Source organism: Reyranella sp. CPCC 100927, from assembly GCF_007859315.1.
Taxonomy (GTDB): domain Bacteria; phylum Pseudomonadota; class Alphaproteobacteria; order Reyranellales; family Reyranellaceae; genus Vineibacter.
In genome coordinates this window covers 433,521-446,554 of record NZ_VOHA01000004.1, presented here as the reverse complement: position 1 = coordinate 446,554, position 13,034 = coordinate 433,521, and the positions used below count along the sequence as shown (strand labels likewise).

The window sequence follows — 13,034 nt, the reverse complement described above, 5'->3', positions numbered from 1 at the left end:
TCAGCGATGAAGATCGGTGTGATCTCTGACACCCACGGTCTTCTGCGCCCTGAGGCGACCGAACGGCTCGTGGGTGCTGATCACATCATTCACGCTGGCGATATCGGCAGCCCCGAGGTGATCGCAGGACTCCGCAAACTCGCGCCGACAACGGCGATCCGGGGGAACGTCGATCGAGGCGAATGGGCGGCCGCGTATCCGAGCACGGCGCTCGTGATGCTCGGCGGCCGACGCATCTATGTGCTTCACAACCTCAAAGAGATAGACCTTGATCCCGCGACCAGCGGAATCGATGTCGTCGTGTCATGCCACTCGCATCAGCCGAAGATCGAGTCCGTCGGTACCGTGCTCTACCTCAATCCGGGAAGTGCAGGACCACGCCGTTTCAGGCTGCCCATCGCGCTTGCAACCCTGGAACTTGGGCACAATGCACTCCAGCCGCACATCCATGAAGTTGGGTGACCCGCCTCCTGGGCTGGAGTGAACCCGGCGACAAGCAGGCGTCGGATGTCGTATCAAGGTGAGCCACACCCCAACCTGTCCCGTGGAGAAGCGCGATGCGTGTAGGAGTCTTCTACTTCCCGACCGACTACGGAATCGATATCGCCGAACTGGCACGCGCCCTGGAAGAACGCGGGTTCGAATCGCTGTTCGTTCCGGAGCACACCCACATTCCGCTGAGCCGGAAAACACCCTTCCCCGGCGGTGGTGAGCTGCCCAAGCGGTACGCCCGCACACACGATCCCTTCATCGGCCTCGCCTTTGCCGCGGCGGTGACGCGCAAGCTGCTGGTCGGCACCGGTGTCTGTCTGGTCCCTCAGCACGATCCCATCGTGCTGGCCAAGGTCATCGCCAGCCTCGACCTGCTGTCGGGCGGCCGTTTCATCTTCGGCATCGGCGGCGGCTGGAACGTCGACGAGATGGAGAACCACGGTGCCCGCTATGACACCCGCTTCAAGCTGATGCGCGAGCGGGTGCTGGCCATGAAGGCGATCTGGAGCCAGGAGGAAGCGTCGTTCCACGGCGACATGGTCAACTTCGACCCGATCTGGAGCTATCCCAAGCCGGCCCAGCGTCCTCATCCGCCGATCCTGCTCGGCGGCGAAACCGATCACACCTTGAAGCGGGTCGTCGCCTACTGCGACGGCTGGTTCCCGCGCGCCATGCGCGGCTTCGACGCCGCAGCCTCGCTCGATCGCCTGCACCGGATGGCATCGGCGGCCGGGCGTGATCCGGCAACGTTGACGACCTCGGTGTTCGGTGCGCCGCCGGACGCGGCGGCACTGGAGGGCTACGCCAAGGCCGGCGTTCAGCGCGCGCTGTTCGGCGTGCCGGACAAGAGCCGCGACGACATCCTGCGGACGCTCGACACCTGGGCGCCGCTGGCCGCCGCGCACGGGGCTTAAGACACGCGAGGAATCCCTGCCATGAGCGTCGCAATCGGCCTCGGACTGATGGAGTTTCCGTTCGCCACGGCCGCGGACTATTGGCGCTGGGTCGATCTCTGCGAACACGGCGGGATCGACTCCCTATGGCAGACTGATCGTGTCGTCAGCCGCCAGCCGATCCTCGAGTGCATGACGGCGATCGCGGCGCTGGCAGGCCGCACACGCCGGTTGAAATTCGGGGTCAACGTCATCTCCGTGGCGCTGCGCGATCCCGTCCTGGTGGCCAAGCAGTGTGCCACCATCGACGTGCTCTCCGATGGACGCCTGCTGCCGGCGTTCGGCATCGGCAGTCCGCTGGCGCCGGAGTGGAAGACGCTCAACGTCGATACGCGCACCCGCGGCCGCCGTACCGACGAGGGACTGGAGATCATCCAGCGCCTGTGGCGCGAAGACAGCGTCGACTTCGCCGGCACCTACTACCGCCTGTCGGGGGCATCGATCGCGCCCAAGCCCGTGCAGGCCGACCTGCCCCTGTGGATCGGCGGCGCATCCGAGGCCGCCATCCGCCGCACCGCGCGCATCGGCACCGGCTGGCAGGCCGGCGGCGAGACGCCGGACGACGCCGCGCGCGTGGTGGCCGCAATCAAGGCCGCCGCAACAGACGCCGGGCGGTCCATCGACGCGGACCACTACGGCGCCGGCTTCCCCTTCTATTTCGGCGATGCCGGCGACCGCATTGTCACCGAAGCCATGGCAGCGTACGAAAAACGCACCGGACGCGATGCCAAGCGCTATTTCGCTCTCGGCGATGCGGACGCGATCCTGGCGCGCATTGCCGAGTACGTCGATGCCGGCATCTCGAAGTTCATTCTGCGGCCGATGGGCGCTGGAGACGACATGCTGGCCCAAACCCGCCAGCTGATCGATGCGGTGTTGCCGCAGGTCGCCAACCGCTGGCCGCGGCGACCGAAGTCGACCGCCTGAATCCCAAGGGTCGGCAACCGAGCCGCTGGCTGGTCAACGATCGCGGAAACGCGCCGGCCGCTTGGCCGCGAAGGCGGTCATGCCTTCACGCCGGTCATCAAGCGCGAAGCATGCCTGGAACATCCGCCGCTCGAAGAGAACGCCCTCGGCCAGGGGCATTTCAAAGGCACGGCCTACGCACTCCTTGACCAGCATCGTCGCCGGCCGCGAACGACCGGCGATGGCCTTGGCTGTGTTGATCGCGTCCTCGACGAGGCTGGCGAGGGGCACGATCCGTGCAACCAAGCCGTTGCGCTCCGCCTCGGCTGCATCCATCAGGCGGCCCGTCAGGCACATTTCCATCGCCTTGGCCTTGCCGATCGCCCGCGGCAGACGCTGCGTGCCGCCACATCCCGGCGTGGCGCCGACCGTGATCTCCGGCTGGCCAAACCTGGCATTATCAGCGGCCAGGATGAAATCGCACATCAGGGCGAGTTCGCATCCACCACCCAGCGCATAACCCGCTACGGCCGCGATGGTGGGTTTGCGACACGTCGATAGCCTCAGCCAGTCAGCCCCGCTGAACTCGGACTGGAAGACGTCGGCAAACGACTCCAGGGCCGCCATCTCACCGATGTCGGCACCGGCCGCGAACGCCTGGTCATTGCCGGTCACCACAATAGCACCGATCTCACCGGCAGCCTCGAAGATGTCCAGTGCATCGCGCAACTCGGCGATCAGCGCCATGCTGAGTGCATTGCGCCGATCCGGCCTGTTGAAGCGGACCAGGCCAACCCTGCCGTGGGTCTCGGTCAGAATGTGGTCGTAAACCATGAAGCCTCCGATCGATATGTCGGGCCGGAGGCTAGCCATGCTCTCTTTATAAGTATAATATATGTTTATGATACTTTCTTATAATCAAATATGATGAAGATCCAACATCTCCAATTCCTCTCGGCTGTGGTGGAGTGCGGTGGCGTCGGCAAGGCGGCCAAGCGACTGCACATTTCCCAGCCAGCGATTTCCGTTGGCCTCCGGACCCTTGAACAAGAGCTGGGGGCTCCGCTTTTCGAGCGCTACGGACGTCGGCTGGTCGCGACGCCGAATACCATGGCTTTCCACCAGCACGCCGTCGACATCCTGAAACGATGCGAAGCCGCGCGCCTGACATTCCGGGCCAAGCCCGAGGCATCGCCGCGGTTGCGCGTGGGTGTGCTCACCACCATTGCGGGGAGCGACGTGTCATCTCTCACCGAGGTGTGGTCTCACCGGCAGCCCAGCACACGCCTGCAGCTGTGGGAAGGTGACCAGCAGCGCCTGGTGCAATGGCTGCGCGCAGGGCGCATCGACGCGGCCTGGACGCTTGTCGGCAAGGAAACCACGACCACGCGCGTCCTCTGGCGAGAGCCGTTCGTCGCCCTCGTCCCCCGAGATCATCGGCTGGCGGGCCGCCGGCCCGCACGCATCACCACGGCGGATCTGGACGGCGAACCCATCGTCATGCGCGGCACGTGCGAACTGAAGAATGGCCGTCTGAGCGCAGCGGGTATCACGATACGGACGGCGGCGCGGGCGCAACGCGATGATCTGGCGTTGCGCCTTGTGGCGCAGGGAATCGGCATCGCCATTGCGCCGCGCAGTCTCGCGACAAGGGATGTCGTTTCGCTGGCGGTGACCAAGCTCGGCCTGGCGCGCGCGATCGGGCTGAAATGGCGAACAGGCCTGCCGAAAGACATGATCGATGCGGTGGTCGACGCTACATCGTCGCTCGGCTGGATCGGAGGACCGCGATAATGCCTCTGGAGAGCGACCTCTACGCACCCGTGAAAGCCCTGCTCGAGGGGCAAGGCTATGTCGTGAAGGGCGAGGTGCGCCACTGCGACCTCGTCGGCGTGCGCGGCGCGGAGCCACCTGTCGTGGTCGAACTGAAACGCGCGTTCAACCTCGGCCTGGTCATGCAGGGGGTCGATCGTCTCACCTTGACCGACTCCGTCTACCTGGCCGTCGGTACGTGGCCCAAGCGCATGCGGGACGTGAAGAAGCTCTGTCGACGCCTGGGCCTGGGACTGATGATCGTGGCCCATGCGCATGTCGAGGTCATCCTCGATCCCCTGCCCTATACGCCGCGCAAGAACACCAGGCGTGTTCATCGGCTGCTCGGCGAACATGCACGCCGCGTCGGCGATCCGACCCGCGGCGGCTCGACACGGCAACCCATCATGACAGCCTATCGGCAGGAGGCGCTGCGCTGTGCCAGTCTTCTGGCCGCCCACGGCCCGATGAAACTCTCGGCACTGCGCACGTCAGGCTGCGGTCCCCACATCGGGCGCCTCCTGCAGCAGGATGTCTATGGCTGGTTCGAACGCACCGGACGCGCCGTCTACGGCCTGACCCCGGAAGGGCGGCGCGGTTTGGAACGGTTCGGTATGGTGCCTACCGAGGTGTCGCGTTCACCGGAACCCGATGCTCAGCACGTGTGATCCGGCTCCCGTATTTCCGTATTGTAACGACTTGATCCGACGCGATTTTCCTGTCGTTGGACGTTCTTTCGAGCGCCTATAGAAATCCCGTCGCTCGCCTATGACTTGTGGTGCCCGCTTCACTAGGCTCCACCAGCAAGCCGGTGCTCCCGTCGCGCCGGCACGGACGCTCCTCGAACAGCAGCGACGCGACTTGTGCCGTTCGCCGTGATGCGTTAAGTATCCAATGGATGCTTTGATCATGAACTTTATTCGAGGCACGTGATGACAGGCCTGCTTGCTGTTCTGAATGGCACGGGCACCGCCCCTCTCTTCCCTGTCCCGATGCCGAACACCGCGGGCGTCGCCGGCAGCCATGCCGTCGGGAAGGCTCATGGCGCCGTGCTCGAGCGCCTCAATGTCGGTGTCATCGTGGTGGATGCTGACGGACGTCCCGTTTTCGTGAACAGTCACGCCGCGCGAATTCTGGCGTGCGAAGATGGCCTCGCTACGGACAACACCGGTGTAAAGGCCGGATCATCAGCCGAAACACGCGTCTTGAGAGCCGCGATCCTGGCATCCGTGACATCGCTGGCCGCTGATGCGTTGCCCCAGGCTCCAACCGTCCAGTCCACCACCGCGCTACCCACCCGTCTGTACCTGGAACGCCCTTCAGGACTCGCACCGCTGGTCGTCACCATCGTGCGTCTCGATGGCATGGCCGATACCGCTTCGTGTGAACTACGCTGCGCCGCATTGTTTGTCGTCGATCCGGCGGCCCCCGTCCGTATCGATACGCATGGCCTCGGTGCGACCTACGGCCTGACACCGCGCGAAGCGTCCGTTACCGCAATGCTGTCGCGCGGCGCGGACATCACGCAAGTTGCCGAGACGCTCGGCATCTGTGTGTCCAGTGCCCGCCAGTACCTCAAACGCGCACTGGACAAGACCGGTACCCGCCGACAGGCGAACCTGGTCCGCCTCGTGCTGCAAACCTTCACCGACGTCCATACTTCAGTGCACGAGGAAACCCGCCAATGTCCAAGCCGTTGACCTATCTGCGTGCTGGCCCGGTCAGCGAAATCATCATGAACGACGGCAAGGCGAACGTGATGTCGGTCGTCATGCTGAGTGAGCTTCATGCCGCGTTCGACAAGGCGGAGAGCGATCGTGCCATCGTCATCCTCAGCGCACGGGGCCGGCACTTCTCCGGCGGTTTTGATCTCAACGTGTTTGCCCGCGGCAGCGCCGGCGACATCCACCAAATGCTGAAGCTGGGCAGTGAACTGGCGCTCAGGATCCTGTCGTTTCCACGCCCTGTCGTCGTCGCCTGCAACGGCAACGCGTTTCCCATGGGCGCTTTCCTGATCCTGTCATCGGACATCCGGATCGCGGCCCAGGGCAGCTACAAGATCGGGATGAACGAGGTTGCGATCGGTCTTACTGTTCCCCGGTTCGCCATCGAGGTCGCACGCCAGAGGCTGACTCCGCCCTATTTCAGCCGCGCGGTCGCGACCGGCCAGATGTTCGGCCCGGATGAGGCGGTATCAGCCGGCTTCTTCGATTGGACGGTCCCCGCCGCGGATCTGGGCGCGGCGGCGCAGCAGGCAGCCGAGGCGCTGACCGCCATCGATCTCGAAGCCCATGCCGCCACCAAGCTGCGCGCCCGCGAGCCGGCCATCAAAGCCATCCGGGACGCCATCGACACCGACATCACCCTGGCGTACGCCGAAGGACGCGTCGCGCGCCGTGCCATGCAGCCGCGCGACACCCAGCCTCGCCGGTGACACCTTGGAGATCCGCCATGACGAATTCCGTCACGCGCCATGATGCCTGGAATGCCGGGGACAGTTACGATTCCTACATGGGGCGCTGGAGCCGCGCGATTGCGCCCCGCTTCCTGGACTGGCTCGGGGCGCCGGATGACCAGAACTGGCTGGATGTCGGTTGTGGGACCGGGGCGCTGTCCGCTTCCATCCTGGCGCAGTGCCAACCCAGGAGCCTGATCGCCGTGGATTCGTCCGCGGGCTTCCTTGAGAGGGCTCGGGCGGCCACGCCCCATGAGCGGGCCTTCTTCCAGGTTGGCGACGCACAGGACCTTCCCCTGGAGACGGCGAGCCGGGATATCACCGTGTCGGCACTCGTTCTGAATTTCGTGCATGACAAGGAGACGATGCTGGCCGAGATGAAACGGGTGACGCGCCCTGGTGGTTCGGTGGGGCTCTACGTGTGGGACTATCCCGGTGGCGGCGTCGCGTTCATGCGTGCCTTCTGGGCGGCCGCGGCCAGTCTCGATGCGGCAGCGGGAGATCTCGCCGAAAACAAGCGTTTCCCCTACTGCACGCCGGACGGGCTGACGGCGCTGGCCACCAACGCAGGCCTGGCGTCCATCGCATGCGCGCCGCTCGAGATCGCGACCGTGTTCGAGGACTTCGACGATCTCTGGCGCCCGTTCACGCTGGGCGCCGGACCGGCACCTGGATATTGCGCCACACTCTCCACAGACGCTCGCGAGCGACTGAAACAGGCGCTGTATGACATGCTGCCGCATCGCGACGACGGCTCCATTCATCTGGCGGCCCGTGCATGGGCCATCAAGGCGCGCGTCGCCTGATTGATCTGGAGGCCACCGCCGATCTGGTATCGTGATCACCTTCTTTGTATGAAGGCGCATGACGAAATCCCAGCGGGATACTTTTCATCACGGCAACCTGAAGGCAGCGGCACTCGATGCGGCCTATGACCTGGTCGCTGGCACAGGACACGAGACGCTCAGTTTGCGCCAGGTCGCGGGGGCCGTGGGTGTCGCCCACCGGTCGATCTACAATCACTTCGAAGACCGCGAGGCGCTGCTCGACGCAGTCGCCATGGAAGGCTTCACGCGACTGGCGGCGCTCCTGAGGAAAGCCACGACGGCGGCGGATTACACCCGCCAGTATGTACGCTTCGCACTGGCCAACCCGTCGATCTACAGCCTGATGTCGAGCCGGCGGCACGGCACGATGAAGCACAACCCGCCGCTGCAGGCCGCCACGCACGGCGTCATTACAGAAGCAATGCGGGTCTTCTGCCGCCCAGACCAGACATCGGCAGAACGGCGTCGAACCGTCATGAAAGTATACATGATCCTCTATGGTGGCATCTCGCTGTATGCCGCCGGCATCCTGGATCTGCCAAACGAGCAAGCGCTGGTCGCCGAACTCATGGCCATGACGACCAGCGCTTGAACGACGGCGCATCTACGCAACGACGATCATGGTGCCTTCCATGTCCTCATGGCCATCGCCACAGAAGACGTCACAGAAATAGCTGAACTTGCCGGCACGATCTGGCGTCAGCCGCACGGTGGTCGTCACACCGGGCACGATATCGGCACGCAGGTTGAAGTCAGGCATCTTGAAGCCATGAATACGATCCTCGGCGGTCAGGAGCAGCACGACGGACTCACCCAGTTTCACGGTGATGGTTGATGGCGTGTACTCGAACCGCTTGGCCGAAATGTGGATTTCGCGCGCGGCAGGTTCGGCCGCCAAACCGGCGGCGGCCACGACAAGACCGGCCGCCGCCGGCGCCGCGATGAGCCACCGCAGCGTGGTTCTACGATCGATCATCATCAGGCCTTGGCGACCGGCAGTTCTTTGATGCCGTAGCCGCTGGCCGGGCTGACGCCGACGTCGCGCGTTCCCAGGCCGCGATAAGGATTGGCCGCATCGAAGGGCAGCGGGCCGCGTTTGGGCTGCGATCCTGCCTGTGGCAGCGGGAAGATCAGCGACTGCGCCGCGTGGTGCTGGATGTGGCCCGTGGTGTGATGGTGTTCCTGATGGATGTGGCCGTAGAACACCACCACGTTGCGATACGGCATCAGCAATTCCATGACCTTGGCGCCGTCTGCCGTTGTCCAATCCCATTGCGGATAGAGATCGAACAGCGGGCGGTGTGTCAGCACGACAATGCGGTCGTCGGGCTTGCGCTGCTTGAGGTCGGCGGCCAGCCAGGCCAATTGTTCGTCACCGACCTTGGCGGCCGGGTCGGAGACGTTGTCGAGTGCGATGAAATGCACGCCCTTGTGATCGAACGTGTAATACGGCGCGCCGAAGAATTCCTTGTAGGCTTCGCCGCGATCGAGCGCCGCGTCATGCTCGCCCGGCATGAACCGGACGTCCTTGACGCGCAGGGCCGAAACGATCTCCTTGAACCGCGCCAATCGCGTCCGGCGTTCCTTGGGATCATCCGTCGTATGTGTCAGATCGCCGGTGAAGACGATGAAGTCAGGTTGTGACGCCAGGCCGTTGACCGTCGCGACCGCCTTTTCCAGCGTGTGCGCGGCGTCCGGATTGGCAGCACCGGCATAACCCCAATGCGTGTCGGAAAACTGCACGAAATGGAAATCGGCGGCCTGTGCCCGCGCGCCGGCGGTCGAGAACAAACCCGAGGCAAAGGCAACGCCGGCGATGCCGCCGAGCCTGAGGAATTCGCGGCGGTCGTAACCCGTGGTCATGCACCCTCCTGGCGTCCGGTCTGGGTTGGGAGACGCGCAGGGGATACCGTCACCGGAAGCCGGTTATTCCTGATGGCACCGCGATGGAATAAAAAGGCGCACGGTCCGGTCTAGGATCGATGTTCCGCGTACGACGGCATGACTGACAAGGTCCGGGCACAGCGTTTTGCCGCCCTGGCGCTACCGCACCTCGATGCCGCCTACGGCTTTGCGCGGCGGTTGACGCGCGACGACAGCGAGGCGCAGGACGTCACGCAGGAGGCGTTCCTGCGGGCATGGCGCTACTTCGAGACGTTCCGCGGCCCCGACGCGCGGCCGTGGCTGCTGAGCATCGTGCGCAACACGTTCATGTCGCACCGGCAGGCACGTGGCGCCCCCATGGCGGACCTGGACCATGCCGATGCGGCGCTCGACGTGGTTCTGGCGGGCACCGAGGCGCTGGCCGCCATCCCCGCCACGCCGGAGAAGACCTTACTGGAAGCTGACGCCCGCCGCTCGGTGATGGCCGCGCTCGATGCCCTGCCGCAAGCGGCCCGGGAGGTGCTGGTGCTGCGCGAGATCGAGGACCTCTCCTACAAGCGCATCGCAACAATTCTCGATGTGCCGATCGGCACGGTGATGTCGCGCCTGGCGCGGGCGCGGGCGGCCCTGGCGGCGGAGATCCGCCGCCAGTCGGATGGTGGATGACGACGATGACCGAGATGGACTGCGCCACCTGCGAAAGCCTGATCGACGCCTATGCCGATGGCGAGTTGTCGGCCGACATGTCGATTGCCATCGAGAGCGCCCTGCCCCGTTGCCCGCACTGCCAGCAGCGCCTGGATGAGGCGCGGCTGTTGCGCGATGCCCTGCGGCAAGCACCATCGCCGCGCGCGCCCGCCGCTCTTCGGACTGCCATCCTGGACACCCTGGCCCCCCATGATGATGCGCCCACGGTGGTCTCCATGGCGCCGCGCCCCACCCCGGCCCGGCGAGACGTTCTGCGGTGGGCGGCCACGGTCGTGGTGGCCTTGACTGCCGGCTGGGCCGTGGGCCGCTATCTGCCGCTGCCGGGGGAGTCCGATGCCACCCGCGAGGTCGTCGACGGCTATCTGCGCGTCACGTCAGGCGAGCGGCTGGTGGAAGTCGCATCATCGGATCGCCACACAGTGAAGCCCTGGTTTGGCGGCCGTGTCGCCTACGCACCGCCGGTTCACGACCTCACCACCGATGGCTTCCCGCTGGTCGGTGGCAGGGTCGACGTGATCGACGGCCGCAAGACCGCCGTGCTGGTCTACCGGCGTAACCGGCACGTCATCGCCCTCTTCCTGTGGCCGGACAGAGGGAGCCTGACGACGCAAGGCGAGGTGCGCGATGGGTTCGGACTGCGTCGCTGGTCGCACGCCGGCTTCACGTTCCATGCCATCGCCGATCTGCCGCTGAGTGATCTCGATCGCTTCGCGGCGGCGCTCGGTGCGCGACTGGATGCCGAACGGTGACGGCGGCCGCATGGCGCCTGCGCTGAGCCGACGATTGCACATCGCCGACAGTCCACTCTACGATGAGACACTTCTTCCCTCGAGGATCAGCGTTTCATGTCTCCAGACGTCGTTTCCCAACTCGCACCCACGGGCGTCCTGCGCGCCGGCATCAACCTCAGCAATTTCCTGCTGGTGACAGGAAAGAGTGCCTCGGGCGATCCGCAAGGCGTCTCGCCCGACATGGCGGGCGAGATCGCCAGGCGCCTGGGTGTGCCGGTCAAGTACGTGCCCTACAAGACACCGGGCGAGCTTGCGGATGCGGCGGGGACCAGCGCCTGGGATATCGGGCTGATCGGCGCCGAGCCGCAGCGTGCCGAGACGATCGCCTTCACGGCCGCCTATGTCGAGATTGAAGCCACGTATCTCGTGCCGGCCGGATCGCCGCTGAAGACGATCGCCGACGTCGATCGCGCCGGCGTGCGTATCGCCGTCACGGCACGCAGCGCCTATGGCCTATGGCTGGACCGCAACATCAAGAATGCCGCGCTGGTGCGCTCGACCAGCCTCGATTCCGCCTACGAACAGTTCGTGGCGGACAAGCTGGAAGCCCTCGCCGGCCTGCGGCCACGGCTGCTGTCGGACGTCCAGAACCTTCCCGGCGCGCGCATCCTCGACGGCCAGTTCGCGGCCGTTCAACAGGCAATCGGCACGGCGCGTGGCAATGATGCCGCAGCGGCCTTCCTGCGCAGCTTCGTCGAGGAGGCCAAGGCATCGGGTTTCGTGGCCAGCCTGATCGAACGCCACAACGTGCGCGGCCTCTCGGTGGCACCGCCGGCGTAGGATCCTCCCCACCCGGTGGAGAGGCTACGCACTCAGCGCCGGTGCCACCAGTGGCCGGCAATCGGCAGCAATCGCGATGGCAGCACCGGTGCGTGACCGCAGGGTCTCGGCAGTCATGCCCTTCAGCACCTCGCGCGCGACGAAGCCTTGCGCCGTCACATCGACGACGGCGATGTCGGTGTAGATGCGCTTGACGCAGCGTACAGCGGTCAGCGGCAGGCTGCAGGCCTCCAGCAGGCGCGGACGGCCGTCGCGGGTGTTGTGCTCCATGATCACCCAGGTCGCCTTGGCTCCCACTGCCAGGTCCATGGCGCCGCCCACCAGCGGGCCTTTGTCGGGGATACGCGCATCCCAGTTGGCGAGATCGCCGTTGGCCGCCACCTCGAATGCGCCCAGGACGGTCACGTCGATATGACCGCCGCGGATCATGGCGAACGACCACGCTGAATCGATGATGCTGCCGCCGGGCCGCAAGGTGACCTTGCGGCTGCCGGCATCGACCAGGTCCGGCTCGACGTGATCAGCAGCAGCCGCCGGACCGACGCCGATGACTCCGTTCTCGGACTGGAAGAAGACGTCCCGGCCGGCCGGCAGGTGATCGGACGCCAACACCGGGATGCCGATGCCGAGATTGACGACCGTACCGTCGGCGATGTCCTGCGCCGCGCGCCACGCCATTTGATTGCGGTTGAGCGCTTTCATGGTCACGCTCCCACCGCCACGACACGGTCGACAAAGACACCGGGTACCTGCACCTGCTCCGGCGGGATCGGCTCTTCGCGCGACTCGCGGACCTCCGCCACGGTCAGGGTCGCCGCCGTGGCCATCGCCGGCCCGAAGTTCATCTGTGCGTGGCGGAAGACCAGGTTTCCGTAGCGATCCGCCAGGTCGGCACGCACCAGGGCCAGATCGCCGCTGATCGCCGTTTCCAGCACGCAATCGCGGCCATCGATGGTGCGCGTCTCCTTGCCGGCAGCAAGATCGGTGCCGAAGCCGACCGGCGTGAAGAAGGCCGGGATACCGGCGCCGCCGGCGCGGATGCGCTCGGCGAAGGTGCCCTGTGGCACGCATTCAAACTCGATCTTGCCGTCGCGCAACAGGACTTCGAACGGCGACAACTCGTTGCCGCGACCACGACCGGCGCTGGCGATCACCTTGCGCACCAGACCCGCCGCGATGAGCTCGTGGGTCAATGATGCCGGGTGCGTCGCCGAGTTCACTACCAGGGTCAGGTCCTTGGGCGCGCGCTCGCACAACGCGCGCAGCAGCACATTGGCAAATCCAGCACCGCCGAAGCCGGTGATGAACACGGTGGCGCCATCCTGCACGTCTTGTAGTGCGGCCGCCGCTGTCGCGACCCGCTTATCGATCGGCATGGGCTTTACCCTACTCTGCGAGCGGTTTCTCGGGCCGCAGGCTACGGTTT

General features: G+C 65.5%; 17 protein-coding genes. 12 read left to right on the top strand and 5 right to left on the bottom strand.

Translation table 11 applies throughout. The features are described 5' to 3' along the window. Positions 1-6 precede the first annotated feature (6 nt). From FQU96_RS14960 to FQU96_RS14950, 3 genes are all read left to right on the top strand, one after another. Positions 7-462, top strand: coding sequence for a metallophosphoesterase family protein (locus tag FQU96_RS14960; RefSeq protein ID WP_146542071.1), 456 nt, complete (start codon positions 7-9; stop codon positions 460-462). Between the two features lie 95 nt (positions 463-557). Then, a complete protein-coding gene (locus tag FQU96_RS14955) occupies positions 558-1,406 on the top strand; it encodes an LLM class F420-dependent oxidoreductase (protein WP_146542070.1) in 849 nt (282 codons plus the stop codon). Between the two features lie 21 nt (positions 1,407-1,427). Beyond that, positions 1,428-2,372 carry an LLM class flavin-dependent oxidoreductase gene (locus FQU96_RS14950; RefSeq protein ID WP_146542069.1) on the top strand — a complete coding sequence of 315 codons (945 nt, stop codon included), beginning with the start codon at positions 1,428-1,430 and terminating at the stop codon, positions 2,370-2,372. A 33-nt stretch (positions 2,373-2,405) separates the two neighbouring features. On the opposite strand, the gene FQU96_RS14945 is transcribed toward FQU96_RS14950, so the two are convergent. Beyond that, positions 2,406-3,185: an enoyl-CoA hydratase-related protein gene (locus tag FQU96_RS14945; protein ID WP_146542068.1), complete on the bottom strand. Its 780-nt coding sequence runs from the start codon at positions 3,183-3,185 to the stop codon at positions 2,406-2,408. A gap of 90 nt (positions 3,186-3,275) precedes the next feature. Between FQU96_RS14945 and FQU96_RS14940 the strand changes: the two genes are divergently transcribed. The 6 genes from FQU96_RS14940 (at position 3,276) to FQU96_RS14915 (ending at position 8,037) form a co-directional block, all read left to right on the top strand. Further along, positions 3,276-4,145: a LysR family transcriptional regulator gene (locus tag FQU96_RS14940; protein ID WP_146542067.1), complete on the top strand. Its 870-nt coding sequence runs from the start codon at positions 3,276-3,278 to the stop codon at positions 4,143-4,145. After that, on the top strand, positions 4,145-4,831 hold the full coding sequence (locus FQU96_RS14935) for a DUF2161 domain-containing phosphodiesterase (protein ID WP_146542066.1): 687 nt from the start codon (positions 4,145-4,147) through the stop codon (positions 4,829-4,831). The genes FQU96_RS14940 and FQU96_RS14935 overlap by 1 nt, the downstream gene beginning before the upstream one ends. A gap of 264 nt (positions 4,832-5,095) precedes the next feature. After that, positions 5,096-5,863, top strand: coding sequence for a helix-turn-helix transcriptional regulator (locus tag FQU96_RS14930; protein ID WP_146542065.1), 768 nt, complete (start codon positions 5,096-5,098; stop codon positions 5,861-5,863). Beyond that, on the top strand, positions 5,848-6,597 hold the full coding sequence (locus tag FQU96_RS14925) for a crotonase/enoyl-CoA hydratase family protein (protein WP_146542064.1): 750 nt from the start codon (positions 5,848-5,850) through the stop codon (positions 6,595-6,597). The genes FQU96_RS14930 and FQU96_RS14925 overlap by 16 nt, the downstream gene beginning before the upstream one ends. Positions 6,598-6,674: 77 nt before the next feature. Next, positions 6,675-7,424: a class I SAM-dependent methyltransferase gene (locus FQU96_RS14920; RefSeq protein ID WP_255468319.1), complete on the top strand. Its 750-nt coding sequence runs from the start codon at positions 6,675-6,677 to the stop codon at positions 7,422-7,424. 58 nt (positions 7,425-7,482) lie between these two features. Then, the gene (locus tag FQU96_RS14915) at positions 7,483-8,037 is read left to right on the top strand and encodes a TetR/AcrR family transcriptional regulator (RefSeq protein WP_146542062.1); all 555 of its coding nucleotides are present in this window, start codon (positions 7,483-7,485) and stop codon (positions 8,035-8,037) included. Between the two features lie 12 nt (positions 8,038-8,049). Here the strand turns inward: FQU96_RS14915 and FQU96_RS14910 are convergent, their stop codons facing one another. Both FQU96_RS14910 and FQU96_RS14905 read right to left on the bottom strand, forming a co-directional pair. Then, positions 8,050-8,421: a cupredoxin domain-containing protein gene (locus FQU96_RS14910; protein WP_178130520.1), complete on the bottom strand. Its 372-nt coding sequence runs from the start codon at positions 8,419-8,421 to the stop codon at positions 8,050-8,052. A 2-nt stretch (positions 8,422-8,423) separates the two neighbouring features. Further along, entirely contained in the window at positions 8,424-9,308 is an 885-nt protein-coding gene (locus FQU96_RS14905) for a metallophosphoesterase (protein ID WP_146542060.1), read from the bottom strand. Between the two features lie 138 nt (positions 9,309-9,446). On the opposite strand from FQU96_RS14905, the gene FQU96_RS14900 reads away from it, so the two are divergent. The 3 genes from FQU96_RS14900 to FQU96_RS14890 all read left to right on the top strand — a co-directional run bounded on the left by FQU96_RS14900 (position 9,447) and on the right by FQU96_RS14890 (position 11,608). After that, the gene (locus FQU96_RS14900) at positions 9,447-9,995 is read left to right on the top strand and encodes a sigma-70 family RNA polymerase sigma factor (protein WP_146542059.1); all 549 of its coding nucleotides are present in this window, start codon (positions 9,447-9,449) and stop codon (positions 9,993-9,995) included. Next, positions 9,992-10,786 carry an anti-sigma factor gene (locus tag FQU96_RS14895; protein WP_146542058.1) on the top strand — a complete coding sequence of 265 codons (795 nt, stop codon included), beginning with the start codon at positions 9,992-9,994 and terminating at the stop codon, positions 10,784-10,786. The genes FQU96_RS14900 and FQU96_RS14895 overlap by 4 nt, the downstream gene beginning before the upstream one ends. 96 nt (positions 10,787-10,882) lie before the next feature. Further along, positions 10,883-11,608: an ABC transporter substrate-binding protein gene (locus FQU96_RS14890; protein ID WP_146542057.1), complete on the top strand. Its 726-nt coding sequence runs from the start codon at positions 10,883-10,885 to the stop codon at positions 11,606-11,608. Between the two features lie 24 nt (positions 11,609-11,632). Here FQU96_RS14890 and FQU96_RS14885 read toward each other — a convergent pair whose 3' ends face one another. After that, positions 11,633-12,310 carry a 3-oxoacid CoA-transferase subunit B gene (locus FQU96_RS14885; RefSeq protein ID WP_146542056.1) on the bottom strand — a complete coding sequence of 226 codons (678 nt, stop codon included), beginning with the start codon at positions 12,308-12,310 and terminating at the stop codon, positions 11,633-11,635. Positions 12,311-12,312: 2 nt separating this feature from the next. After that, positions 12,313-12,984 carry a CoA transferase subunit A gene (locus tag FQU96_RS14880; RefSeq protein WP_146542055.1) on the bottom strand — a complete coding sequence of 224 codons (672 nt, stop codon included), beginning with the start codon at positions 12,982-12,984 and terminating at the stop codon, positions 12,313-12,315. Between the last annotated feature and the right edge of the window lie 50 nt (positions 12,985-13,034).